Source organism: Allomuricauda sp. MMSF_3307 (assembly GCF_030733585.1).
In the GTDB taxonomy this organism is placed as follows: domain Bacteria; phylum Bacteroidota; class Bacteroidia; order Flavobacteriales; family Flavobacteriaceae; genus Flagellimonas.
Map to the genome: position 1 here is coordinate 435,885 of NZ_JASHIQ010000001.1, position 26,313 is coordinate 462,197.

Below are 26,313 nucleotides of genomic sequence, written 5' to 3' on the forward strand. Positions count from 1 at the left end.
CCAGCCCCTAGACCAACTGGTCTTTCTACATCATCCCGTTCGCTTCCACCCATTTAAATGTGTACTGTTCTTGCGAGAATTGCATGCGCTCCGAAATTCGTTGTAATCGCTCAGGCAACTTCATCAGGTACACCCTTGCCTTTTCCGCTTGGTCGGAAAGTCCCCTTAAATTCCCGATATCCCAGTAATCGTTCAGTTTTTTCAAAATATCGATATAATCCTGGGCAGTATACACTCCCAATCGTTGGGCACAATTGGAAAATTGTTCAAAGGCCTCTCCAATACTTCCACCGGATTCCCTTAGAAAATGAGCGGGCATCACAATTTTCTTCTTCATCATATCAGCAAAGGCAAGTACCATTCCATCTGGGTCTTGGCCCATAATGGTCTTTACAAATTCACGGTATGCCAAATGGTGCCTCATTTCATCACCGGCTATAATCGTGCACATTTTTGCCAAAAGACCATTTCCTTTCTTTTTGGCCATTTTGCCCACTCTTTTGTGCGAAATGTTGGTTGCCAATTCCTGGAAGGTGGTGTACACAAAGTTTTTGTAGGGATCCCTATCGGTTCCAATATCGAACCCATCGGATATCAAATGTTGCGTTGTGATTTCAATTTCGCGCATGTTCACGCGTCCCGACAGATATAGGTATTTGTTCAATACATCGCCGTGACGGTTTTCCTCGGCAGTCCAAGCGCGCACCCACTTGCTCCAACCATTATCCTTGCCGTTATGCTGGTCAATACCTTCCACATCCATCAACCAAGATTCGTAGGTAGGTAGGGCCTCTTCAGTAATGGTGTCTGCAACCAAGGTCACCCAGAAATCGTATCCAAGCTCTTTTGCTTCTCCACGAATTTTTTCGATGTCATCATAAAAGTGATCACTTCGCGAATCGGGCAAGAAATCGGCGGGTTGCCATATTTTTTCGGTTGGGATAAGAAATTCATCGATATACCCTTCTACTTTGGGTTCAATCGCCTGCATTACTTCCAATCTTACATTCTTTATCGACATAGTACGGGGTTTTTTACAAAGGTCTTTATAAAATATCGAAATCTTTTTAATTCCTTCCTCTTTCTCCGGGATAGAATGTGTGCACGGGATCGCTTTGCCAAAATTCCTTGGTCTCCACGTCCAACATGGTTAGGCCACCCTTGAACGCAGCACCCGTGTCCACATTCCAAACATTGGCCCTTTTGGTCGGTTCCACAAAACCAGTTTTGGACAAAGGGGTATGCCCAATAAAAACTTCGGTGTAATGCGTAAGCCTTTTAGGAAATTTAGGGTCTGTGGTTTCCAATTCAGGGTCGAGGGCCGTGGCAAGCTCCCAAAGAGTGCGGTCCCAATAAAAGGACTGCTCAAAATATTCGTAGTCTATCCCCTTGAGATTTGTGTAGCCCGCATGCAGGTACAGTCGATTGTCGGCTGCAAGATGGTAGTTTTGAAGCTCCTCATAAAAATCAAGGTGCACTCTCCACGTATCCTTATCTGCATTCAAATACGATTGCCGCGTGGCTTCGCCACCATGGGCCAACCATTGTGGATTTTCCTTCTGCTCAATAAGCCAGGCCTTACAGAGTTCATCATGGTTACCGCGAATAAAAGTACAATTATACTGATCTTTGAGTTGGATCAAAAAATCAATGGTTTCCACGGCGGTGCTCCATCCATCCACATAATCGCCCAGAAAAATGATATGGTCCTCGGTCGACACCCTCGCTTTGTCCATCAATTGTTCCAAAGCCCTTACTCCTGAATGAATGTCGCCCACTACCAATGTCCGCATAGAAAAGTTTTTGACAATATTACACACAAATGATTGGCTGCTAAAAAATCATACCGGCTTTATCACGGATTTAACCCATAATTCAAATAAACCTAACTGATTTTTGGACGTGGTATTATTTTCTATGTACCTTAGAATATTCCGAAGTACTATGAAGAAAGTATACTGTATTGGCGAACTGTTGATCGATTTTGTTGCCGAAAAGCAAGGGAGCGATCTCTCCAAAGCCACCCAATTTACCAAAAAAGCGGGCGGAGCACCTGCCAACGTAGCCTGTGCCATCGCCAAACTTGGCGGAAACGGCATTTTTATAGGTAGTGTTGGAAACGACCCTTTTGGGAAATTCCTTTTGGATACCTTAAAAAACGAAGGCGTCGACATTTCATTGGCCCAGCTTTCCGAAACCTTTACCACACTTGCCTTTGTTTCCCTTTCGGAAGACGGCGAGCGCGATTTTGTGTTCAGTCGGGGTGCAGACCAAGAACTCAGCTACAATCCAGACCTTAGAAAAAACCTCCCGGGTAACATTCTCCACTTGGGAGCAGCAACCGCTCTTTTGGGGGGACCTTTGGAAAAAACCTATACCAAATACTTGTTTGATGGGCTCACCAAGGAAATGTTCATCTGTTTTGACCCCAATTACAGAACAGATTTATGGAAGGATGACACGGAAACCTTTATTAAAAAATGCATGCCCTTTGTGGAAAAATCACATCTGTGCAAGTTCAGTTTGGAAGAAGCTCAACTACTTTCCGGAAAAGATGATGTCCATGACGCTTGTGATGCCCTTCATAAGGTAGGGGCCAAAATCATTACAGTCACCATGGGAAAAGATGGCACACTCCTAAGCACCAATGGAACCAAAAAAGTAATCCCAAGTATTAAGGTCACCCCCGTAGATACCACTGGTGCCGGTGATGCCTTTATTGGGTGCCTATTGTATCAAATTTCTGATTTGGGCAATTTTGAGCCCGTTTTCGAAGATTTTGAACTGTTGGAAAATATGGTGGCCAAAGCCAATAAAGCTGGGGCCATCACCACCACAAACTACGGGGCCATTGTAGCCCTACCCACCAAAGACCAGCTTGAAGCATAAATGAACCAGGCCCAATTACACCGATTGCTCCCTCACAAAGGGAAGAGCAGCCAAGAGCTTTTTGATCAACGCTTGGCCACCAACCTCACCTTGATTCAAAAGCAGTTTTTTTCCTTATATCCGGAAGAACGCTACGCACCCCATTTTCAAAAGTTGCTGAAACTGCTCCCCAAATTATTTTTGGAAAGGCCCGAGGTCTTGAAATCACAGGATATCGCCCGATTAAAATCGGGAAACTGGTACCAATCCGAAAAGCTCATGGGCATGCAGTTGTATGTGGAGCATTTCAATAAGGACTTGAAGGGATTACAGCAAAAAATACCCTATTTCAAATCCTTGGGAGTCAATTTTGTGCACCTGATGCCCATCACTACCCGCCCAAAGCGCGAAAGCGATGGTGGCTATGCGGTGAACAATTATCTGGAAGTGGACCCAAAATACGGTTCCAAGGAAGACCTCCTGGAACTGACCACTGCATTTCGAAAAAACGGTATGTATTTGATGCTGGATTTTGTGGTCAACCATACCTCCAATGAGTTTTCCTGGGCCAAAAAAGCGAAAAAGGGAGACAAAAAGTACCAAGGCTACTATTACACTTACGAGGATTTTACCATCCCTGCCGAATTTGAAAAAACCTTGCCAGAGGTATTTCCCGAAACCTCGCCGGGCAATTTTACCTATATCCCCGAAATGGAAAAATGGGTGATGACGGTGTTCAACAGTTATCAATGGGACCTTAACTACACCAATCCGGAGGTGTTCTTAGAAATGTTGACCAATTTGGTGAAACTGACCGATATGGGCGTGGATGTGGTCCGTTTTGATGCACTCGCCTTTCTCTGGAAAAAAATCGGAACCATCTCCCAAAACCTTCCCGAGGCACATAATTTGATTTCCTTGTTCCGAATGTGCCTTCAAGTGGTGGCTCCAGGTTCTATTCTATTAGCTGAAGCGATTGTAGCTCCTACGAACATTATCAAATACTTCGGGGAAGATGAAAAACAGGGCAACGAATGTGAAATTGCCTATAATGCTTCGTTGATGGCACTCTTATGGAATTCCATTGCCACCAAAAAAACCTCGTTGCTCTACAAAAGTTTGATGCACGTTCCGTCAAAACCCAAAGATGGTACTTGGATCAACTACATCCGCTGCCACGATGATATTGGATTGGGGTACGAAAACCACCTCATTGAAGAACTGGGATGGAATCCCAATATGCACCGAAAATTCTTGTTGGATTATTATTGCCGCAGATTGGATTGGTCGCCCGCCATGGGGATGTTGTTCATGTACAATCCCAAAACTGGCGACGGCCGTATCACAGGGAGTGCGGCTTCCCTCCTAGGACTGGAGAAGGGCATCCAAACCAAAGATGAAGAGCTCATTAAAGAGGCCGTTGACAAGATCATCATGCTGCACGGGATTACCTTGGCTTTTGGAGGAATCCCCTTGATCTATGCCGGTGACGAAATTGGCACCTTGAACGATTACTCCTTTCAAACCGACGACGCCAAAAAAGGCGATAGTCGCTGGGTGAACCGCCCCATGCAGGACTGGGAGGTCATCTCACAACTGGACAAACTGGACTCGCCGCAATCCAAGATTTTCCGTGCGCTGCAGCACCTTATCCAAATACGAAAGGAGCATGGGGTTTTTGCGGATAACAACAATTTGGAACTGTGTCATACGGGTAACGACCATATTTTTTCCTTTGAAAGAACGCAAGGCTATAAGGGACTGCTCGTACTTTGCAATTTTGATGAAAACCCTCAGGTCATCGATAGCAGTTGGATCAAAAAATTGGGCTATTTCAGTCAAGGGGATCCCATGGATTTGGTGTCCGGTGAAAAGGTACGTTTGAACAGCGCGCTCTTGGAAGTGATGCCCTATCAGATGATTTGGCTGATGAAATCCTAAGCGTACCTCACCTTTCTTAGAATCCGTTGAGATTCCTTCAGGGATTGATACACATGAGTGTCATAGGCCTTCAGTAAGGCGCGGGAACTTTCCATTTTGTCCTTCGCTTCTTCAAACCCGTTCAAATAACAAATAAGATACGTAGCAGGTAGATGGGTGATGTCGGTATGCTCCGAATCGGTCAACGGAATATGGTTTTCCAGTTTTTTGAGCAACGCATTGTTTGTATTGTAAACGTGATACAAGGTTTTCTTATCGAACTGTGGCGGCTCAAAAACCAATTTGCTGTTGATGGTATACTTTCCATTGTCCGAAAAGGTAATCGTCATTTCTTCCAACGGATAATATTTTTGTTGTGAACCCAATCCCAATTGCACGTATTCCAAGGTTTTGAAGGAATCGTCATCATAATCGATGGTGATTTCATCCAGAGCGGAGTAGAAGAGCTTCACCTGCTCGTTGATCAATTCAATATCTACCCTGGAATAGTACACCTTACCCTTCACCTTTTTCTTGTTACCTGCCCAGCAGACCACGAATTGCTCCTTGAAAACCTTGTAATCGCTGGTTAAATCGGGGTGACGGGTATTGAAAAAGTTGAGCACCGCATCCAAGGTGTACTCGATATTGTTCCGTGCATGTTGTTCAATGGTAGCCACCTTTTCGGAATTGATGTCCTTCAGCTCAATGTCAAAAGCTTTGGGCAAGCTAATACTGCCTTCACGAAAGAACACGGCACCCCCATAATACTTCCAGATATTTTTGCGCAGCGCACATAGTTTCCCGTTGGACCTGATGGTGACCAAACCTACCACCTTCCCTTCGGGCAAATGAGGAAATGGGATATTCTCATAAGAAATCAAGGGAGGGTTATCCAGATAGGCGTTCACGAGATTCTGGATTTTGCTATCATCAAAAAAATCTACGCCCACGATCTTGTTGTCCTCATCCTCGACTCCGATTACGATAAACGAATTGTTTTTGGGGTTGCTGTTGGCTAAGGCGCAAACGTGCTTTAAAAATTTGGCCTTGCCTTCCTTTTCCCCTATGGATATAAAACGCTTTTTGTCGTAAAAACTATTCTCGTCGTTATGGGCTAATAAGTTTTTTACGAGTAGGCGTTTGTTGATCATGACATACGGATTCGGGTTACAGATTGTAGGCTGCGGGATGCGAGTTTTGCGTTACGAGAGATTCTTCCAAGAAAGATTTACTGATCATACTTAGACCCTTTTCTTTCGGATTTCTTGAGATATGCCATAAATGCCCCTATTTTTTTGCCTTCCATGATGGTCTTTGAAAAAACACGGTCAAATTCTTCCTTCTCAATATGTTTCCTATCCAAACATCTGTGCAACTGTGACCTAAGCTCACCGCAGGATGCCTTTGCAACACTCAAAAACTGTAAAAACTCCTTATTCCCATTTCTTTCAAATCCTTCGGCGATATTGTCCATTATCGAACCCGAAGACGCATTCATTTGATTTTTTAGGCTATAGTCCTCCCTTAAGGAAGTGTTTTGCATGAAATACCAGACATCGTTGCAAATCTCCCTCGCCAATTTCCATATTTCCAAGTTTTCAAAATTGTTCATTCTGTTAGTTTCAGACGTTAAACTCGAAACACCGATCCCGCAACTTATGTTTTCTTCACAATCGTGCTGCTGGCTTGGGCGGTAGGCATCACCACAAGGTCGGCGATATTCACATGATAAGGCCGGGTGACTACAAACAAGATAATATCGGCAATATCCTCTGGTTTCAAGGGCTGAAAGCCTTGATATACTTTCGAAGCCCTTTCGGAATCTCCTTTGAACCGGACATCACTGAATTCTGTTTCTACCAATCCTGGATTTACGGCCCCGACCCGAATGCCATAGGCATTTAAATCGATACGCATTCCTTGGTTGATGGCGTCCACGGCATGTTTGCTGGCGCAATACACGTTTCCATTCGGATACACTTCCTTTCCCGCAGTGGAACCAATATTGATGATGTGCCCTGATTTGCGCTCCACCATTTTAGGAATAATAGCCTTGGACATATACAGCAATCCCTTCACATTGATGTCCAGCATGGCATCCCAATCATCTGGGCTGCCCTTATCAATAGGGTCCAAACCATGTGCGTTTCCCGCGTTGTTGACCAAAATATCGATTTCTGAAAATTCCTTGGGCAAACTGTCGATGGCGGAGAATACATCCTCACGATTTCTCACATCAAAATTGAGCGTGAAAATGGATGTATCTCTACCCAATTCGTTCTTGAGTTGGTTCAAACGATCTTCCCTGCGGCCACAAAGAATCAGATTGAAACCTTGCTTTGCAAAAAGTTCGGCAGTTGCCTTTCCAATTCCACTTGTTGCTCCTGTAATTAACGCTGTTGTTGCCATTGCATTTATTTTCTATGGAACATCGTGCCCTTGGGCCGCCACCAAAAGGGCAAACCAATCTTGAAGTTCCAAATCTATTTTTACGGCCTTTGCGGCCAATTCCATTCGTTTTTTATTCGTTGTGCCGATCACAGGGTGCACTTTGGCCGGATGCTTTAAAATCCATGCCAAAAGCAACTGGCTTTCATCGGCATCATATTTCTCCATCAAAGGTTCCATCGCCGCTTTGATTCGGGCCCCCTGTTCATCATCTTCCCTAAAAAAACTGCCCAAAGGACTCCAAGCCATTGCCATTCTTTTGTTGGCGATGCAATCATCAAAAACCCCATCGTACATAGGGTCGTGGTGGGTGAGGGAAAATTCTACTTGATTGCCTTCCACAGGTACGGCCTTTTCTAACATGGCCATCTGTGAGGTGGTAAAATTGGACACCCCAAATTGCTTTATTTTTCCACTGACCAATAAATGGCGCGCAGCTTCAGTTATTTCATTGGGATTCATCAACGGGCTTGGCCTGTGTATCAAGAAAAAATCCAAGTAATCAGTTTTCAACTTTTTCAAGGACTCCTCCGCTGACCAGATTATATAATCTTTATCATACTGATAATGGTTGATGCGATTATCCCTTCCGCGGGTAAGCTGTATTCCACACTTTGTGATCAGTTGAATACTATCCCTTTTTATCCCGCTATCACCAAAGGCCGCCCCAAAATCCGCTTCAGTAGAATAACTGCCATAAATATCAGCATGGTCAAAAGTAGTGAGTCCGCACTCGATGCTATGGTGCATCAATTCCATCATTTCTTTTTTGGAAAGTTTTTTACCCCAACTCCCCCAGGTCATTGCTCCCGATATCACACGGGAAAATTTCGTTGTCTGTTCCATAAGCGCTGAAAGTATAAAATTAAAGCCTTAAATCCTTCATAAAACTAGGGGTTTAGCGTTTTTTTTAACCATTAATTAACAGGCAGGTTTTAAATAAATTTTCATTTTGCACACCTTAGTAAAAACCCCGACCTTAACACCAAACAATAAAAGTTTACAATGGAAGAAAACACTACTATTGATATTAGTGCTGTGAATGAGAAAATAGCCCAAGAGAGCGCTTTTATTGACCTTTTAAGGGTTGAAATGAACAAGGCCATTGTAGGTCAGAACCACATGGTGGAGCGCTTATTGATCGGTCTATTGGGCAAGGGGCACATCTTGCTCGAAGGTGTTCCCGGACTGGCAAAGACACTGGCCATCAACACCTTGGCAAAAGCGGTAAAAGGCAGTTTTAGCCGCATACAGTTCACCCCCGATCTATTGCCCGCCGATGTGATCGGTACGCTGATCTACAATATCAAGGAAAACGACTTCTCCATTAAAAAAGGCCCCATTTTCGCCAACTTTGTTTTGGCCGATGAGATCAACAGAGCTCCCGCCAAAGTGCAATCCGCACTTTTGGAAGCCATGCAGGAAAAGCAGGTGACCATCGGTGATGAAACCTTTATTTTGGACAAACCCTTTCTGGTAATGGCCACCCAAAATCCTGTGGAGCAAGAAGGTACTTACCCGCTTCCCGAAGCGCAGGTAGACCGATTTATGTTAAAAACCGTTATCGATTATCCAAAACTCAACGAAGAGCAACTGATCATCAGACAAAATTTGAGGGGCGCCACCGAAACCGTTAATCCTGTAGTTTCCCTAGAACAAATTCTGAGGGCTCAGGCTACAGTCCGTGAAGTATACATGGATGAAAAAATCGAAAAATACATACTCGACCTCATCTTCGCTACACGATATCCGGAAAAATACAACTTGGCCAACTTAAAGCCATTGATCAGCTTTGGTGCCTCTCCAAGGGGAAGTATCAACTTGGCCAATGCTTCCAAGTGCTACGCCTTTATCAAAAGAAGGGGGTATGTGGTGCCAGAAGATGTGAGGGCCGTTGTACACGATGTACTGCGCCACCGTATTGGAATCACCTACGAGGCCGAGGCAGAAAATATTACTTCCGAAGAAATCATCAACAAGATTGTAAACGAGGTAGAAGTGCCTTAGCGGTTCAATGTTTATCGGAATAAGTAGCAATACTTTAACCAACCCGAAAACCTATTTTTCTTGAACCAAATGGATACAAAGGAACTACTAAAAAAAGTACGCAAAATTGAAATCAAGACCCGACGTCTGTCCGACCATATCTTTGGTGGGGAGTACCATTCTACGTTCAAAGGTCGGGGTATGACATTCAGCGAGGTACGCCAGTATCAATTTGGGGACGATGTAAGAAGTATTGACTGGAACGTGACCGCCCGCTACAACGAACCCTTTGTAAAGGTGTTTGAAGAGGAGCGCGAACTCACCATGATGTTGATGGTGGATGTGAGTGGGTCCGAATTTTTTGGCACCTCCAATCAGTTTAAAAAAGATATCATCACCGAAATTTCCGCAACACTTGCCTTTTCTGCACTGCAGAACAACGACAAGGTGGGCCTTATTCTGTTTTCCGACGAGGTGGAGCTCTTTATCCCGCCCAAAAAAGGAAAAAGCCACGTACTGCGAATCATAAGGGAGTTGTTGGAGTTTCATCCAAAAAGCAGTGAGACCAATATTGCAGAGGCTTTAAAGTTCCTGACCAATGTGATGAAGAAAAAGGCCATCGTTTTTGTGCTTTCGGATTTTATAGCCGATGATTACGACAACACCCTTAGAATTGTGGGCAACAAACATGACGTGACCGGAATTCGGGTCTATGATGAACGGGAAGAATCCATCCCCAATTTGGGTATGGTGCAAATGCAAGATGCCGAAACAGGTGAAATACAATTGGTAAACACCCAATCCAAACAGGTGCGTTCGGCCTACGGGCAACATTACAAGGAAAAAGTGGAATACTTTATCAATTCCTTTAACAAATCCGGATCTGGTGTAATCAATTGTCGGGCGGACGAAAGTTATGTAAAAAAATTATTGGGCTATTTTAAACGGAGAGCATAAATGATAAAGGAAAGTTGCCATACAACAATACACTTGAACAGGGTCCAAAAACTACTGGGCACTTTGTTGTTGTTTTGTCTGCTGCCGTTGCTCGGTTTCTCCCAGACCGAACCCAAGGTAACGGCCGAAGTGGACACCTTGGCCATCAAAATTGGGGAACAAATCCAATATAGCATTACGGTTGAAGCCGATTCCACCGATGTGGTCTTTTTTCCAGAAGGACAAACGTTTTCCCCACTGGAAACCGTCGAAGCCATTATGGCCGATACCCTAAAGCAAGACAGCAAGGTTATCCTGCAAAAAATATACGCCCTTACACAGTTTGATAGTGGTGCCTATACCATTCCTCCTCAGCGTATCGCCATCAATGAACAACCCTTTTTTACGGATTCGTTTCAAGTAAAGGTTGCTGATGTGGTTGTGGATACGACCAAACAAAAAATGTACGACATCAAGCCTTTGATGGAAGTGGAAAAGAGCAATGCCGAAATGTGGCTCACCGCTCTTTGGATTCTTTTGGGCTTGATCGTGGTCGGCGGATTGGTGTATTGGTTCTTTTTGCGTAAAAAACCCTTGACAGAAGAAGAAAAAGTGGCCCTGCTCCCACCTTATGACCGAGCTATATTGGAACTCAAAAAACTGGAAAACTCCAAATATCTTATCCAAGACGAGTTCAAACAATACTATTCAGAGTTGACCGATATTATGCGTTCCTATTTGGAAGAAGAGGTACATGTGACGGCCATGGAAAGCACAACCTCCGAACTGATTACCAAATTGGAAATGTTACGGGATGCTGGGGAACTTAAATTGGATGACGATACCATTTTTCAATTCCAAAAAATATTGCAAACTGCCGATTTGGTGAAATTCGCCAAATCCAAACCAGCATCATCCATCGCGGAGCAAGACAGAAAATTGGTGGAGGAAATCGTAACCAAAACCCACGAAGCACTACCTGAACCGACAGAGGAAGACCTGCTATTGGACGAGGAATACCTGGAAGAACTTGCTAAGAAAAAACAGCGCAAGCGTATCTATTGGGCTGCCGCTATTCTTGCCGGTATTCTCATTTTGGGAAGTGTGTTTTCCGTGGCCTATTTTGGTGCCAAGCAAGTGCGGGACGCCGTATTTGGCTATCCTACCAAAGACCTGTTGGAAGGTGAATGGGTATCCAGTTCGTACGGGTTCCCACCCATAGAATTGGAAACACCGGAGGTGCTGCTGCGCCAAGAACCAGACATGCCCAAGGAAACCAAAGAATTGATCAAGGAATTGCAGGCCTTTTCTTATGGCAATTATGCGGGTATCTTTTCGGTAAGCGCCAGTTCCATCACCTTTAAAAATCAAGAAGAAGATCCCAATTTTGAAGCCGTTATAGGGGCTACTTTGACCAATTTTGAGCAACTCGGTCTCAAAAATATCATCACCAAGCAAGAGGAGTTCGTCACACAATCTGGCGTGAAAGGCGTAAAAACCTTCGGAACCGGCACCTTGGAAACGCCCGATGGCGATTCCAAAAGGGCCAAATACAATATCTTATCGTTTGGTGGCAAAGGTTTTATACAGCAAGTGGTGATAACTTGGGAAGAGGATGATGCCTATGCGGAACAGATCGTGGACCGAATTTTAACCAGTTTAGACGTAAAATTACAGGCGTAAATGTTTGAGAATATAGAATTTGCAAATCCCGAATTTTTCTGGCTGCTTCTTTTGCTGCCATTGGCTTTGCTATGGTATTTTTTCAAACGAAAAAATGAGATGGCTTCCCTTCGTATTTCCAGCATCAAAGGATTTACGGTGAAAAGTTGGGCCTCTAAGCTAAAGCCTGTATTGTTCGCGCTTCGATTATTGGCCCTAGCCGCCATCATCACTGCCTTGGCCCGACCCCAAACGGAAGACATCTCAACCCGTACCAAAACCACAAAAGGTATCGATATTGTCATGTCCATCGATGTATCGTCTAGTATGCTGGCCCGCGACTTAAAGCCCAATCGGCTATCAGCCCTTAAGGAGGTAGCCGCCAAATTTATTGAAGGACGCCCCAACGACCGTATTGGATTGGTCGCCTACGCTGCAGAAAGTTATACCAAAACCCCGATTACCAGCGACAAGGCCATTGTGCTCAATGCGTTGGATGAAATCACCTATGGTGTTTTGGAAGACGGTACCGCCATTGGTATGGGATTGGCCACATCGGTAAACCGCCTAAAGGAAAGCAAAGCCATCAGTAAAGTTATCATTCTTTTAACGGATGGTGTCAATAATTCTGGCTTTATTGAACCAAGAACCGCAGCCGATCTGGCCGTAGGCTTTGGAATCAAAACATACACCATCGGGCTTGGTACGAACGGGAATGCGCTATCTCCCATTGCTTATAATCCCGATGGCTCCTACCGATATGGAATGCGCCAAGTGGAGATTGATGAGGAGCTGCTCAAGGAAATAGCGGAGGTGACCGGAGGAAAATACTTTCGTGCCACCGACAACGAATCTTTGGAGGATATTTATGATGAAATCAACAAGTTGGAAAAAACAGAGATAGAAGAATTCAAATATTACAAATACGAGGAAAAGTTTAGGCCGCTCATTTTCTTGGCCGGGATTTTATTGTTGTTGGAATGGGGCTTGCGAAACTCCATATTTAAAAGTTTTATTTAGGAAATGATTCAGTTTGATGAAAAAATATATTTCTACCTATTGGCCGTCATCCCGGTGATGGCCCTAGCGTTCTTTTTTCTTCAGATCTGGAAACGGAAAACGCAGAAAAAGTTTGCCGACACATCGCTCCTCAAACGACTGGCGCCTAACAAATCCAACTTCAAGTCCACCGTTAAGCTGGTCTTCTTTTTGGGAGGACTTGCCTTTTTGGTCTTGGGCTTGGTGAATCCCAAAATCGGAACAAAACTGGAAACGGTAAAACGGGAAGGTGTGGACATTGTTTTCGCCATCGATGTATCCAAAAGTATGTTGGCCGAGGATATCGCTCCCAACCGTTTGGAAAAGGCAAAGCGTATTGTCTCCGAAATCATCAACCAACTGGCAAGCGACCGAATAGGAATCATTGCCTACGCAGGGCAGGCATACCCCCAATTGCCCATTACCACAGATTACGGTGCCGCCAAAATGTTCCTGCAAAGTATGAATACCGATATGCTTTCCTCACAAGGAACGGCCATCAACGCCGCTATTGATTTGGCAAGTACCTATTACGACGATTCCCAGCAGACCAACAGGGTCCTTTTTATTGTGTCCGACGGTGAAGACCATTCAGAAAGCTCTACAATCAATTCCGTGGAAAAAGCAGTGCAAAACGGGATACGCGTATACACCATCGGTGTGGGAAAAGCAAAGGGTGCTCCAATTCCAATCAAACGAAATGGGGTTGTGGAAAGTTTGAAAAAAGACAATCAAGGTGAGGTGGTCATCACCAAACTGAACGAAACAGTTTTGAACCAAATTGCCAGCAGGGGAAATGGGGATTATATTGATGGTTCCAATACCGAAAACGCGGTGGAATACATCAAAGAAGAACTGAACAGAATGGACAAAACCGAATTTGAGGCCAAACAATTCGCCGAATACAAGGACCAATTTCAGTGGTTCCTCGCAGCAGGCTTTTTATTGTTATTTTTGGACATTTTTGTTTTGGACAGGAAAACACAATGGTTGAAAAAACTGAATCTTTTTAATGAACATGATGATGAATAAGATAAAGTTGATGTTTGGACTATTGCTGTGTTTTGGAACCATCCAAGCACAGGACGACATGGTAGAAAAAGCGAACAAAGAGGCCAAAAAAGCCTTGCAGGTTTCCAAAAACCTGACATACGAAGCCAATGAGCAACTTTCTTCCAACGATTTTGTGACCGCTGAGGCGGATTACAGAAGGGCCATTTCCAAAAGTGATAAAAATGCAGCTGCACGGTTCAACCTCGGGAATGCCTACTACAATCGGGAAAGTTTTGGTGAAGCTTTTGGCCGATACAAACAAGCAAGTGAAGCCGCTGAGGAAAAAGTGGATAAACACAAGGCATTCCACAACATGGGCAACGTATTCATGAAAAACAAGGAGTACGAAAAAGCCGTGGAAGCCTACAAACAAGCGCTCCGAAGCAATCCAAACGACGACGAAACCCGCTACAATTTGGCCTTGGCCAAAAAAATGCTGGAAAAACAACAGGACGAGCAAAAGAACGATCAGAACAACGAAGATCAGGACAAAAAAGACCAAGAGAACGAGGACAAGGATAAAAACCAAGACCAGAACAACGAAGGCGGCGACAACGAGAAAAAAGACGAGGGCGACCAAAAAGAGGACGAAAACAAGGACAAGGGGGACCAAGGTGAAAACGGTGAGGACAAGCCCGAGGAAAATCAAGAAGGCGATGGCGACAAAAAGAAAGAGCAGGAGAAAAAGCCCAATGAAGGAGATCAGCCCGACGATAAAAAACAACAACCTAGACCCAACCAACTTTCCGAACAGCAGATTCAAAATCTGTTAGAAGCCATGCAGAACGAAGAGAAAAAAGTACAGGAAAAGATGGAGGCCCGCAAAGTTCGTGGAAAAAAGGTCAAAAACGAGAAAGACTGGTAATGAAAGCGTTAAGGGGCAAAATATGGCTTGTTTTGGGAATATTGCTCCTTTCGGGGCTACACTCCCATGCCCAAGACGAAACCGAAAGTATCGAGTTCGTCATGAACTTGAGCAAGGACAAATTGGGACTGAACGAGCGTCTTCGGGTTGATTTTACCATGAACAAGGATGGCGACAACTTTAAACCGCCACAATTCGAAAACTTTAGGGTGGTGATGGGACCTTCCCAATCCATCAGCTCCTCTTGGGTAAACGGAAAGCGCAGTTTTTCCAAAACCTATAGCTACATTTTGGTACCTACGGCAAGGGGAAGTTTTACCATCAATCAAGCAACCATTGAAATTGATGGGCAAACCTACAAGACCACTCCACAACAGGTAGAGGTGACCGCCGCAGTGGACAAGCCCAACGACCAAAAGACCGTGGACGATGTGGCAGACGAAAACCTTCATCTGGTAGCAGAGGTTTCCAAAGGAAATCCCTACCTCAACGAGGCCGTTACCGTAGTCTACAAGTTGTATGTGAGTCCAAACATCAGTGTGACCAACTATCGGCCATTGGACAATCCTACCTATAACAATTTCTGGAGTCAGGATATTCCCGTAACCAAGCATACCGCACAAAATGGAACCTATCAAGGTAAACCTTACAGATATGTTGTACTGAAACGTGTGGTGCTCTACCCTCAAAAATCGGGCAAATTGGATATTGAACCCCTTTCATTGGAGATATTCGTGGACGTCCCCACCAATCGCAGGGACTTTTTTGGTGGTAGAATCTATACCTCTACCAGTAAAACAGTTTCCGCAGGCAGGCGAACCATCAACGTAAAACCGCTTCCTGAAGCAGGAAAACCAGCTAATTTTAGCGGCGCCGTAGGTGATTTTGATTTTTCCGTGACTACCAGTAAAACGCAATTGAACGCTTCGGAATCGCTACAGGCGATTGTGGAAGTGTCCGGAAAGGGAAATTTAAAGTTGTTCCAGCTTCCAGAGCCAGAACTTCCCAGTTCCTTGGAGGTATACGACCCCGAATATGATGAGGATATCCGCACCTACAGCAGCGGCATGGAGGGCAAAGTCTCCAACAATTACACCATCGTGCCTTCATTCAGGGGAAAATATCCCATCCCAAGCATCTCTTTCAGCTATTTTAACCCAGAAACGGGCAGTTACAAAACCATCAACTCAGAAGAAATCAATATTGAAGTGATCGAGGGTCCTACGAGCGGAAGCGCTACTGCAGCAAGTCCAGCCGCTAACAAACAATTGGTGGTGCCCACAGGCGAGCAATTTCATTTTATCCATATCAACCCGAACTTATCGCCAATTCAAGTGAATCGGTTTTTCGGGTCAAAGTTGTTCTTTATCCTATTGTTTGCCCCATTATTGTTGATTCCCATCGCCATATTTGCGTTCAAAAAGAGGGAGGCCATTGCCAGTGATGTGGAAGGAAACAAAATAAAGCGAGCCAACAAGCTAGCCAGAAAATATCTATCTACTGCCAAAAAGGAATTGGGCAATAAAGAAGCTTTCTACGTGGCCTTGGAAAAGGGTCTCCACAACTACCTGAAAGCTAAATTGCATATTGAAACCTCAGAATTCAGTAAAGATAAAATCACGGGTATTCTATCCGACAAAAAAGTGGAAAAAGCGGATATTGACGGCTTCATAAGTTTGCTTACCAGCTGTGAAATGGCGCGGTACAGTCCTTTTTCCAACGTGCAGATGCAGCAGGATTATGAAAAAGCAAGTGAGGTAATCTCTAATTTGGACAAACAGTTATGAGCATGAAAAAGATGGTCTTTTTACTTTGCCTCTTCTCCCTGAATTTTGGGTTTGCCCAAAACGAGACCCTTTTTGATGAGGCAACCGAACTGTACAATAATGGGGAATATTCCAAAGCCATAGAAAACTACAAACAGATTTTGGAAAATGGGCAGCATTCCGCCTCCCTCTACTTTAATTTGGGCAACAGTTATTACAAACAAAATGCCATAGGGCCCAGCATCTATTATTACGAAAAAGCCCTATTGCTTTCCCCGAACAATGAAGAGATCAAAAACAATCTGAGGTTTGCGGAGAATATGAGGCTGGACGCCATTGAGGAAATGCCAAAAACGGAGCTTTCCAAGCTATATTCAGCGGTTATAGGCATGTTTACTTACGATCAATGGGCCTATTTAGCAGTGGCGTTGGTGTTTTTGTTCGTCATGGCATACATGGCCTACTACTTTCTTGGAACGGCAAATCAGAAAAGAGCCGCATTTATTTCCGGTATATTTGCACTAGTATTGGGGGTGCTGAGTATATTGATGGCCTATCTCAACTTTCAATCCTTTAAAAACAATGATCCAGCCATTGTGTTCAGCAAGGAAGTCAACGTGAATGCAGAGCCCAACAATAATAGTGCTCCCGTTTTCACCCTCCATGAAGGCACCAAGGTTAACGTACTGGAGGAACTCGATGATTGGAAAAGAATTCGCATTGCTGATGGCCAAACTGGTTGGTTGGAGGCCGAGAATGTCAGGAAAATCAAGGACTTTTAGGCCAAAACACCCCTGCCTTGTTTAATATTCTGTATTTTTGGCAAAAATTCGTTTGTGCTAAAAAATGTACTCCATGCCATTATTTCCCTAGTGCTGATATCCGCATTAACGGTATCACCGCTCATCCCATTTCTGGACAAAGAATTGGGAAAGACCATGGTGATTGGTGCTGCGGAAGAGGAAAACAATAGCAACAACGGGGAAACGAACAAGAAATTTGACGAAATCGACGCCTACATCAAATACTATTTGGAACTGGCGAACAACCCTGTTTTCCAGCAACAGAACCAAGATGATATAGGCTATTTACTTCCTATTTCTGACTATATAGTGGAAATATTAGATCCCCCTCCCAGAAAATTGACATAATTCTTCGTACTTTTTTAATTCAATTTTTAAACATCTTCTATCCATAACCTAACCAGTATAGAAGAACAAACGTACATTATAACATGTTCAAGCATTTAAAAAATGACTTACCTGCGAGTATCGTAGTATTTTTCGTGGCACTACCCTTGTGTTTGGGTATTGCTTTGGCCAGTGGGGCTCCCCTATTTTCCGGGCTCATTGCGGGTATTATCGGTGGAATCGTTGTGGGGGCGCTCAGCGGTTCACAAATTGGGGTCAGCGGACCGGCTGCTGGTTTGGCAGCCATCGTTTTGACCGCCATCGGAACCTTAGGAGGCTATCAAAACTTTTTGGTGGCCGTAGTTTTGGGCGGTATCATCCAATTGATCTTCGGCTTTTTAAAAGCTGGGGTGATTGCCTACTATTTCCCATCATCCGTAATCAAAGGGATGCTTACTGGAATCGGTATCATTATCATTCTCAAGCAAATCCCACACTTTTTTGGCTATGATTCCGATCCCGAAGGGGATTGGGCCTTTTTTCAAGTGGATGGTGAGAACACCTTTAGCGAAATCATTAACAGCATCAACTACATTAGTCCTGGTGCCACGCTCATCGCCGCTATTGGATTGGCCATTTTGATCTTGTGGAGTCAGGTATTGACCAAAAAATCAAAAATATTTGAGTTGATTCAGGGTCCTTTGGTGGCCGTGGTCATTGGTATCATCTACTTTAGTGTTACAAAGGGGGATGCCACTTGGGGAATTTCAGCGGAACACTTGGTAACGGTCCCCGTTCCCGATAGCTTTCAATCCTTTTTGGGTTTCTTTAGTTTCCCCAACTTCTCTGCCATTGGCAATACAGAAGTGTGGGTCACCGCCTTCACCATAGCGCTGGTGGCCAGTTTGGAAACCCTACTTTGTGTAGAAGCAACCGATAAACTAGATCCTGAAAAACGGACCACCCCTACCAATCGTGAGCTGATCGCCCAGGGGGTTGGGAATACACTTTCGGGTTTGATCGGGGGGCTTCCAATAACACAGGTTATTGTGAGGAGTTCAGCCAATATTCAATCTGGTGGTAAAACCAAGTTATCGGCTATAATCCATGGATTCTTTCTGTTGGGTTCGGTTATTTTGATTCCGACACTGCTCAATATGATTCCGCTGTCCGTATTGGCGGCCATTTTATTTGTGGTAGGCTACAAGCTTGCCAAACCAAGTCTGTTTAAAACGATGTACCGAGCCGGCTGGAAACAGTTTGTCCCCTTTGTGGTGACCGTGGTAGGTATCGTTTTTACCGATCTTTTGGTAGGAATAAGCCTTGGCCTTGGTGTTGGCATCGTGGTGGTTTTGATCAAAAGTTACCAAAACTCCCACTTTTTGCACATTGAGGAAAGCGATGGCGGCAGACATCAAATAAAAATGACCCTAGCCGAAGAGGTTACCTTTTTCAACAAAGGAGCTATCCTAAAAGAATTGGACAGTATTGCCGAAAATACCTATCTCACTTTGGACGTAAGAAAAACAAGGTATCTGGATAACGATATCGTAGAGATTCTCCAGGATTTTTCGAGCAAGGCCAAGAACAGAAACATCGACATCAAAATTATTTCCGAAAAAGGAGAGGTTGAAAATCCTGATAGTTATATCGAATTTTTTAATCTAAGACCCAAAAAAACAGCATAACCTAAACATATGAAGGCACATACCAAAGAAACGCAAGCCACAATGACTCCTGCAAAGGCCATTCAGTTTTTAAAGGAGGGAAACGAGCGTTTTCAACAAAATTTAAAAGCACATCGAAACCTATTGGAGCAAGTAAACGATACCAAGGATGGTCAATTTCCATTTGCGACCATTCTAAGTTGTATCGATTCCAGAGTTTCTGCAGAGCTGGTTTTTGATCAAGGTCTAGGAGATATTTTTAGCATACGAATAGCAGGGAATTTTGTTAACCAAGATATTCTGGGCAGCATGGAGTTTGCTTGCAAACTTGCCGGAACCAAGGCCATTGTGGTACTGGGACACACCAGTTGCGGTGCCGTAAAAGGTGCCTGCGACCATGCCCGTCTCGGTAACTTGACCAGTTTGATCAATAAGATTGAGCCTGCGGTGTACGCGGTAAAGGAACCTAAGGACGAATCTTTGAGGAACTCCCAAAATTTGGAGTTTGTGGATGCCGTGTCCGTTAAAAATGTTGAAATGGCATTGGAAAACATTAGAAACCAAAGTGTTATCCTAAAAGAAATGGAGGAAGATGGTGATATTGCCATTGTAGGCGCCATGTACGATATTTCGGATGGAAGCGTAACATTTCTGTAATTCCCGGCAACATTTTTTAAAAGAAAAGAGGCTGTCTAAAAAGCGGTACTATTTGAACTTTGTCAAGTTGAGCGCAGTCGAAACCCATTGATTACCAATGTGTCTTAAGTTCTCGACTGCGCTCGAACTGACAGGCAAACCGCTTTTTAGACAGCCTGTTTTTGGTTTAAAATTTAGCCTGAGAGGCGTTGGTATCTGCTCGGCAATATGTATTTTGGCCTGAAACCATCATACCTTTATACCCAATATGAAATTTCCAAATGATTCCGGACCCATTTATTTGGAAACCACCCAAGGCGGGTTTCCCGTGGAGCCGTTCAATACATTTAGCAATACTATCTTTTTGCTATTGATCATCTACTGGAGCTTGCGGGTGTACCGAAATCCTGGACAGCATCGATTCTTGGCTTGGGTACTTCCCGTTATCGGAGTTAGCTACATAGGGGGCACGGTGTATCACGCTACCCGTAGCCACGAGTTTTGGCTTCGGTTGGATTGGATGCCCATTATGCTGCTTTGCGCTTCTTTGGTGATTTATTTTATATGTAAACTCGTTCATCAGTGGTGGCAGCGCTTGGTGTTTTTCGCACTATTGCTGAGCGCCTCCATTTTACTACGGATTCTTCCCATGCCTCAGGGTTGGAGGATTTCCCTTGGATACCTAATCACTGCTGCTACAATCCTTATTCCCATGACATGGTATTTGGCAAAAACCAAAGGGAAACATATAGGATTGGTGTTGACCGCTTTTATCATTTTTGGAGTTGCGATTTTTTTTAGAAGCATCGATCTCCATCAAACATTATTTCCCATGGGCACCCATTGGTTGTGGCATTTGTTCGGTGGAATTGCAGTACATTTCCTAATTGCCTATTTATTCAAGGACAATTTGCTAAATTTGTCCGCCAATAGCGCAAGCCATCATGATTGATACCATTAAGGAACATATCGCCGAAGTTGAAAAATTTACTTCCAGCTCCATAGACGAAATCGAAGCCTTCCGAATCAAGTATTTGGGTAAAAAAGGACTTTTGAACAGTTTTTTCGCTGAATTTAAAAATGTGCCCAACGAGCAGAAAAAAGAGTTCGGCATGGTTGTCAATCAATTGAAAACCGTTGCTGCTGAAAAGGTCAACGCCTTAAAAGAAGCTCTAGAAAATCAGACCGAGGCCAGTGGAAAATATGGCGACCTCACACGTCCCGGCGAACCTGTTGAGATTGGTGCCCGTCACCCCATTTCAATTGTAAAAAACCAGATTATCGATATCTTTTCACGGATTGGCTTCAATGTGTCCGAGGGACCAGAGGTGGAGGACGATTGGCACAATTTTACTGCATTGAATCTTCCCGAATACCACCCAGCGAGAGATATGCAGGACACCTTTTTCATTCAAACCGATCCAGATATTTTATTGCGCACCCATACTTCATCCGTTCAGGTGCGGTACATGGAGGCCAATAAGCCGCCCATTCGTACCATTTCCCCGGGAAGAGTGTACCGAAACGAGGCCATCTCAGCGCGATCGCATTGCTTTTTTCATCAGGTAGAAGGGCTTTACGTGGACAAAAACGTATCCTTTGCCGATTTAAAGCAGACCTTGCAATATTTTACCTCCGAAATGTTCGGGAAATCAAAAATACGCCTGCGTCCCTCTTACTTCCCGTTTACCGAACCCAGCGCTGAAGTGGACGTGTACTGGGGATTGGAGACCGAGACCGATTACCGGATGACCAAAGGCACCGGATGGCTCGAAATCATGGGCTGTGGAATGGTAGACCCCAACGTGCTTAAAAATTGTGGCATAGACCCCGAAATATATTCTGGGTTTGCCTTTGGAATGGGAATTGACCGTATTGCACTCTTGCTGCACCAAATTTCCGATATCCGTTTGCTCAGTGAAAATGATGTGCGCTTTTTGGAGCAGTTCAAAAGCGCCTTTTAACCTGTTCCATGAAAAAGGATATTGAAATTCCCGTAGCCAAGGATGTACATGTTGCTGTGATTCGTGAGTGGAACGAAGAATTTTTGTCCAAAGACTGGAATGCCTACCTCATCAATAACCGTTCGGATACCATTGAGATGACCATTGTAGTCTCCAAAGGGTTTGACGGCGACAAAAAAACATCCACCATGCGCCATGGCATAGGCGTTTTGGGACCAAAATCCTTTAAAAAAATTGAATTGCTACAGGAAGAGGTATTGGCGCTCAACAATGAATTCTTTGTGACCTTTTTTGCTGAAAACAAGCTCTTTGAAAAAAGATGCCTGTTCCCTAAGCATTCCATTAAAGAGAATCAACTTCGTACAATTCCCATTATAGACAAGGAAGGTATTCTTTCGGAAGATTAATGGTTTGCTGATGACAGAATGCCAAAAGACATCCAAATAGGCGAACACATCATCCAACAACTTTTATCCCGTCCTAATTATTCGTTTATCTGGCTGGCGTACGCCCACAACATCATCAAAAAAGCCCATTTTTGAGATACAGATACTATCAATTTTATAAATAACCTGCGAATATTTTAATAAATTCTTCTTTAAGGGCCTGATTTTTATGTTTTTAGCGTTGTTTTAAGCGGAATGATCGCGTAATTTTAAGTTCTTCTTAAAACTAAAAACCAATGGGAACTACATCAACCAACATCAACAGACGCGATTGGATCAGAAAAAGCATGCTTACCGCTGGAGGCGCAATGGCATTACCTTACATAGGATTGGCCGAGAGACCAAAGGCCCCCTTAACCCTTGACAGAGAGGGAAATGCGGTTTACAGTCCGTTTTTTAAGGAATATCTGCCTAAGCCAGATGCTTTGTTTCCAGAACTGGAAGCCAAACTAAATGCCAACGAAAATCCATATGGTCCATCACCTATGGCTTTGGAAGCTTTCAAAAGTTCCGCTTCGGGAGGAAATAGATATGCATGGAGGGAACTGTTCCAACTAGTGGACAAAATCGCTGATTTTGAAGGTGTAGAAAGCAAAAATATTATGATGGGACCCGGTTCTTCAGATTTGTTGGAGAAAACGGCCATGGTTTTCTTTATGAACGGTGGCAACGTTGTTTCTGCCGATCCAGCTTATATGTCACTCATCCAAGTAGCGGAATCTGTTGGTGCAAGCTGGAAGCCAGTCCCACTCAAGGAAGATTGGTCGCACGACCTTAAGGCGATGGAGGAAGCGATTGACGATGATACCAAACTGGTCTATATCTGTAACCCCAACAACCCAACCGGTTCTATGACGGACCATAAGGAATTAGTGGATTTCTGTTCACGCGTATCCGAAAGGGTTCCTGTTTTTGTGGATGAAGCCTATCTCTGGTTCTTGGATGAAGGGGCCAAAAAGAGTATGGTCTCCTTGGTGAACGAGGGCAAGGATGTTATCATAGCAAGAACTTTTTCCAAAATTCATGGAATGGCCGGCTTGCGTGTCGGATACATCGTTGCTTTGGAAGAGACTTTGAACAGACTTCAAAAAATAACAAGGGGAGGCATGGGAATTTCCTTGCCCTCCGTATACGCTGCCATGGCGGCCATGGACGATGCAGCCTTCCTAGAAAAATCAAGAAATCTAAATGCCGAGTGCAGGGAGTATGTGTACCAAAGTTTGGAAAAGATGGGCATTACTTCCTATGTTCCGTCATCCACAAGCTTTATCATTTTTCCGATTGAAATGGAAGGTAGGGCGTTTTTGGAGCAAATGACCGAGTTAAAGGTGGGCGTTCGTGCTTTCCAGTTTATGGATCAAAACTGGTGCCGTGTAAGTATGGGAACCATGGACGAAATGAAAACCTTTACCGCTGCACTCGATAAAGTGTTGGCATAGTGGACGTAGGGATTCAAAAAACCATCGTTTTTCTGTTCTTTATCTTCATTGGGATTGTACTTAAGGTGAAGTTCAAGTCCAAAGAGGAGATTACGGGCATAAAAAAAATCATTCTGAACTTGGCCCTGCCAGCGACCATCTTCATTGCGTTGTTGGGGGTCAAGGTAGAACTGCATTTGCTGCTATTGCCCTTATTGGCCCTTGGGCTCAACTTGATCTTGTTCTTTGCCATGCCGTTTATTCTGCCCCTTATGGGCATTGGAAAAGGCACGTCGGATTATAGGACCGCAAAATTGTTGGTGCCATCACTAGCGCCGGGACTTTCATCGTTTCCTTTTATTTTGGAATTCTTGGGTGATGAATACTTGGCCAAAGCCGCTATGTCCGACCTTGGCAATAAAGTGTTCGTGCTCTTCTTTTTGTATTTGGTGGCCATGAATTGGCATTATGGGCTTCAATCCAGTGAAAAAAGAAACGGGGGAACCAAACTAAAGCCCTTAATAAAGGCCATGGTCTCGGAGCCGGTGAACGTATTTATTGGAGCAGCCTTGGTTTTGTTGGCTTTTGGGGTAAGCATGGACTCCCTACCGTTCTTTTTGAGCGAGACCTTGGAGAAACTGAGCTTAATTATGACACCGCTTGTGCTGCTTTTTATCGGACTTGCGGTAAAAATCAAAAGAAAGCAGTTCATTCAGATTTTTTCACTGCTGTGTACCCGAGCAGGTTTGGTCCTTCTTATATCTGGGACCTTTGTCACTCTTGCAGGCATTGAAGCACCAAAGGAAATCCTCTTGACCATGGCGTTTGGACTAAGCGCCTGCAGTTTCTGGCCTTATGCCCATATCGCGGCCGTAGATAGTTTGGAAATGGACCAAAAACCCCACAAAAGAACCTTTAACAGTGATTTTGGGGTGGCCATACTGGCCTTATCATTCCCCTTGTCCACCATCTTGATCTTGGCTACATTGAACAGCGGAACCCTTTTTGCAAAACCATTGATGATTTTTATGGTTTCAGGTGTCCTATTAGCCGTTGGGTTCTCCATTCCTTGGCTCAGCGGAGTGCACAAAAAAAAGTGGTCTGCCCAAAAGCTCATGGATCGTGAAATACAAGCTGCAACGGCGGAAAAAGCCGCTTAAATAGCAGACATAGTCCGCTAAATTGTTACCTTTCAGGAAAACCAAACCATTATGAAGTCAGTATTCTTCCCATTATTGGCCATTTTATGCATTGGTATCACCACTGCGCAACAATCCACGATAAAGGTTGACCAAGACCGACTTGAGGACAGGATTTTCAAGCTGGCCGAATTCGGATTGCAAGAAAATGGCGAAACAGAACGTGTTGCCTTTAGCGATGCCGATATTGAAGCACGCAACTGGGTGATACAAACCCTAAAGGGTTTGGAGATGGTGGTTCAGGTGGATGCTGCGGGAAATATTATCGGGACACGAAAAGGTACCGACGCCACTAAAAAACCCATTGCCTTTGGTTCCCATATTGATAGGGTTCCCAATGGGGGCAACTATGATGGCTGTTTGGGTTCCATGGCGGCTTTGGAAATTATCGAGACACTAAATGAAAACAACATAACAACCGAACATCCTTTGGAAGTCATCATTTTTCCGAACGAAGAAGGTGGTGTGATGGGCAGTAGGGCCATGGCCGGGAATCTGGGTAAATCAGCCTTTCCCATTGTCAATGCTACAGGATATTCCATGGGCGAAGGTATCATGAGAATAAGGGGAGATACCACAAAAATTGAAAGCGCAAAACGTGAAAAAGGTAGCTTAGCCGCTTTTTTGGAGCTTCATATTGAACAAGGAGGCAAGCTGGAAAAGGAGCAATTGGACATAGGCGTGGTAGAAGGAATCGTAGGACTGAATTGGTGGGATGTCGTATTCACCGGTTTTGCCAACCATGCCGGCACCACTCCCATGAATGCGCGACAAGATGCCTTGTTGGCCGCAGCCAAATATATTGTTGCCGTAAATGAGATTACCAATAGTTTTGAAGGCACCCAAGTAGGTACCGTAGGGCGAATAAAGGCAGAACCTGGCGCTCCGAACGTAATTCCTGGTAAGGTAGTGGCCAGCTTGGAAATACGTGACCTCTCCTCAGAGGTCATCCAGAAAGTGTACAACGCCATTAAAGAGAAAACTGAGGAGATTGCGGAAGCCTCCAACGTATCCGTTGAGTTTTTGCCGTTGGATACCACTGCAGAACCTGCCCTGACCGATACTAAGATTCAAAAAGAAATTGAAAGCTCTGCCAAGGCATTGGGGTTAAGCTACCAATATATGCCCAGTGGTGCCGGCCATGATGCACAGGATATTTCCCGTTTTGCACCAGTAGGGATGATTTTTGTTCCTAGCAAGGGAGGCATCAGTCACTCGCCCAAAGAATTTACGTCAGCAGAAGATATGGCTAATGGTGCCAACGTTCTGCTCCATACTATTTTGTCTTTGGATAAGCAGTTGGATTGA

General features: G+C 44.3%; 25 protein-coding genes. 19 read left to right on the top strand and 6 right to left on the bottom strand.

Features of this window, described 5'->3' with window-relative positions; genetic code table 11:
• Nucleotides 1–25: 25 nt before the first annotated feature.
• The gene (locus RBB12_RS01885) at nt 26–1,021 is read right to left on the bottom strand and encodes an acyl-ACP desaturase (protein WP_306012573.1); all 996 of its coding nucleotides are present in this window, start codon (nt 1,019–1,021) and stop codon (nt 26–28) included.
• Between the two features lie 46 nt (nt 1,022–1,067).
• Nucleotides 1,068–1,793: a metallophosphoesterase family protein gene (locus RBB12_RS01890; protein ID WP_306012574.1), complete on the bottom strand. Its 726-nt coding sequence runs from the start codon at nt 1,791–1,793 to the stop codon at nt 1,068–1,070.
• Between the two features lie 151 nt (nt 1,794–1,944).
• Between RBB12_RS01890 and RBB12_RS01895 the strand changes: the two genes are divergently transcribed.
• Complete coding sequence (locus tag RBB12_RS01895) at nt 1,945–2,889, top strand: carbohydrate kinase (RefSeq protein WP_306012575.1); 945 nt, start codon at nt 1,945–1,947, stop codon at nt 2,887–2,889.
• Nucleotides 2,890–4,809: an amylosucrase gene (locus RBB12_RS01900; protein ID WP_306012576.1), complete on the top strand. Its 1,920-nt coding sequence runs from the start codon at nt 2,890–2,892 to the stop codon at nt 4,807–4,809.
• Here the strand turns inward: RBB12_RS01900 and RBB12_RS01905 are convergent.
• From RBB12_RS01905 to RBB12_RS01920, 4 genes are all read right to left on the bottom strand, one after another.
• A complete protein-coding gene (locus RBB12_RS01905) occupies nt 4,806–5,942 on the bottom strand; it encodes an ATP-binding protein (RefSeq protein WP_306012577.1) in 1,137 nt (378 codons plus the stop codon). The genes RBB12_RS01900 and RBB12_RS01905 overlap by 4 nt on opposite strands.
• A 77-nt stretch (nt 5,943–6,019) precedes the next feature.
• Nucleotides 6,020–6,403 (bottom strand): four helix bundle protein, encoded by a 384-nt coding sequence (locus tag RBB12_RS01910; protein WP_293280888.1) that lies wholly within the window; start codon nt 6,401–6,403, stop codon nt 6,020–6,022.
• A 44-nt stretch (nt 6,404–6,447) separates the two neighbouring features.
• Complete coding sequence (locus RBB12_RS01915; RefSeq protein WP_306012578.1) at nt 6,448–7,200, bottom strand: SDR family NAD(P)-dependent oxidoreductase; 753 nt, start codon at nt 7,198–7,200, stop codon at nt 6,448–6,450.
• 12 nt (nt 7,201–7,212) lie between these two features.
• Nucleotides 7,213–8,085, bottom strand: a complete 873-nt coding sequence (locus tag RBB12_RS01920; RefSeq protein ID WP_306012579.1) for an aldo/keto reductase family oxidoreductase — start codon at nt 8,083–8,085, stop codon at nt 7,213–7,215.
• Nucleotides 8,086–8,244: 159 nt separating this feature from the next.
• On the opposite strand from RBB12_RS01920, the gene RBB12_RS01925 reads away from it, so the two are divergent.
• The 17 genes from RBB12_RS01925 to RBB12_RS02005 all read left to right on the top strand — a co-directional run bounded on the left by RBB12_RS01925 (nt 8,245) and on the right by RBB12_RS02005 (nt 26,313).
• Nucleotides 8,245–9,246 carry a MoxR family ATPase gene (locus RBB12_RS01925; RefSeq protein ID WP_306012580.1) on the top strand — a complete coding sequence of 334 codons (1,002 nt, stop codon included), beginning with the start codon at nt 8,245–8,247 and terminating at the stop codon, nt 9,244–9,246.
• A gap of 69 nt (nt 9,247–9,315) precedes the next feature.
• Entirely contained in the window at nt 9,316–10,182 is an 867-nt protein-coding gene (locus RBB12_RS01930; protein WP_179383108.1) for a DUF58 domain-containing protein, read from the top strand.
• Entirely contained in the window at nt 10,183–11,844 is a 1,662-nt protein-coding gene (locus RBB12_RS01935; protein WP_306012581.1) for a hypothetical protein, read from the top strand. It begins immediately after the preceding gene.
• Nucleotides 11,845–12,843 (top strand): vWA domain-containing protein, encoded by a 999-nt coding sequence (locus tag RBB12_RS01940; protein WP_306012582.1) that lies wholly within the window; start codon nt 11,845–11,847, stop codon nt 12,841–12,843.
• Nucleotides 12,844–12,846: 3 nt separating this feature from the next.
• Nucleotides 12,847–13,893 (top strand): VWA domain-containing protein, encoded by a 1,047-nt coding sequence (locus tag RBB12_RS01945; RefSeq protein ID WP_306012583.1) that lies wholly within the window; start codon nt 12,847–12,849, stop codon nt 13,891–13,893.
• Nucleotides 13,886–14,779, top strand: coding sequence for a tetratricopeptide repeat protein (locus tag RBB12_RS01950; RefSeq protein WP_306012584.1), 894 nt, complete (start codon nt 13,886–13,888; stop codon nt 14,777–14,779). The genes RBB12_RS01945 and RBB12_RS01950 overlap by 8 nt, the downstream gene beginning before the upstream one ends.
• The gene (locus RBB12_RS01955) at nt 14,779–16,566 is read left to right on the top strand and encodes a BatD family protein (RefSeq protein WP_306012585.1); all 1,788 of its coding nucleotides are present in this window, start codon (nt 14,779–14,781) and stop codon (nt 16,564–16,566) included. Before RBB12_RS01950 ends, RBB12_RS01955 begins: the two co-directional genes overlap by 1 nt.
• 2 nt (nt 16,567–16,568) lie before the next feature.
• Entirely contained in the window at nt 16,569–17,327 is a 759-nt protein-coding gene (locus RBB12_RS01960) for an SH3 domain-containing protein (protein WP_306012586.1), read from the top strand.
• A gap of 54 nt (nt 17,328–17,381) precedes the next feature.
• A complete protein-coding gene (locus RBB12_RS01965) occupies nt 17,382–17,696 on the top strand; it encodes a hypothetical protein (RefSeq protein WP_306012587.1) in 315 nt (104 codons plus the stop codon).
• An 83-nt stretch (nt 17,697–17,779) separates the two neighbouring features.
• Entirely contained in the window at nt 17,780–19,363 is a 1,584-nt protein-coding gene (locus RBB12_RS01970; RefSeq protein WP_306012588.1) for a SulP family inorganic anion transporter, read from the top strand.
• A gap of 9 nt (nt 19,364–19,372) precedes the next feature.
• Nucleotides 19,373–19,999 carry a carbonic anhydrase family protein gene (locus tag RBB12_RS01975; RefSeq protein ID WP_293280920.1) on the top strand — a complete coding sequence of 209 codons (627 nt, stop codon included), beginning with the start codon at nt 19,373–19,375 and terminating at the stop codon, nt 19,997–19,999.
• Between the two features lie 247 nt (nt 20,000–20,246).
• The gene (locus tag RBB12_RS01980; RefSeq protein WP_306012589.1) at nt 20,247–20,930 is read left to right on the top strand and encodes a hypothetical protein; all 684 of its coding nucleotides are present in this window, start codon (nt 20,247–20,249) and stop codon (nt 20,928–20,930) included.
• Nucleotides 20,923–21,942 (top strand): phenylalanine--tRNA ligase subunit alpha, encoded by a 1,020-nt coding sequence (gene pheS / locus RBB12_RS01985; protein ID WP_306012590.1) that lies wholly within the window; start codon nt 20,923–20,925, stop codon nt 21,940–21,942. The genes RBB12_RS01980 and pheS overlap by 8 nt, the downstream gene beginning before the upstream one ends.
• Nucleotides 21,943–21,950: 8 nt before the next feature.
• Nucleotides 21,951–22,349 carry a hypothetical protein gene (locus RBB12_RS01990; RefSeq protein WP_306012591.1) on the top strand — a complete coding sequence of 133 codons (399 nt, stop codon included), beginning with the start codon at nt 21,951–21,953 and terminating at the stop codon, nt 22,347–22,349.
• Nucleotides 22,350–22,624: 275 nt separating this feature from the next.
• Nucleotides 22,625–23,827, top strand: coding sequence for a histidinol-phosphate transaminase (locus RBB12_RS01995; RefSeq protein ID WP_179383120.1), 1,203 nt, complete (start codon nt 22,625–22,627; stop codon nt 23,825–23,827).
• Nucleotides 23,827–24,966 (top strand): permease, encoded by a 1,140-nt coding sequence (locus RBB12_RS02000; RefSeq protein ID WP_306012592.1) that lies wholly within the window; start codon nt 23,827–23,829, stop codon nt 24,964–24,966. Before RBB12_RS01995 ends, RBB12_RS02000 begins: the two co-directional genes overlap by 1 nt.
• A gap of 51 nt (nt 24,967–25,017) precedes the next feature.
• Entirely contained in the window at nt 25,018–26,313 is a 1,296-nt protein-coding gene (locus RBB12_RS02005; RefSeq protein ID WP_306012593.1) for a Zn-dependent hydrolase, read from the top strand.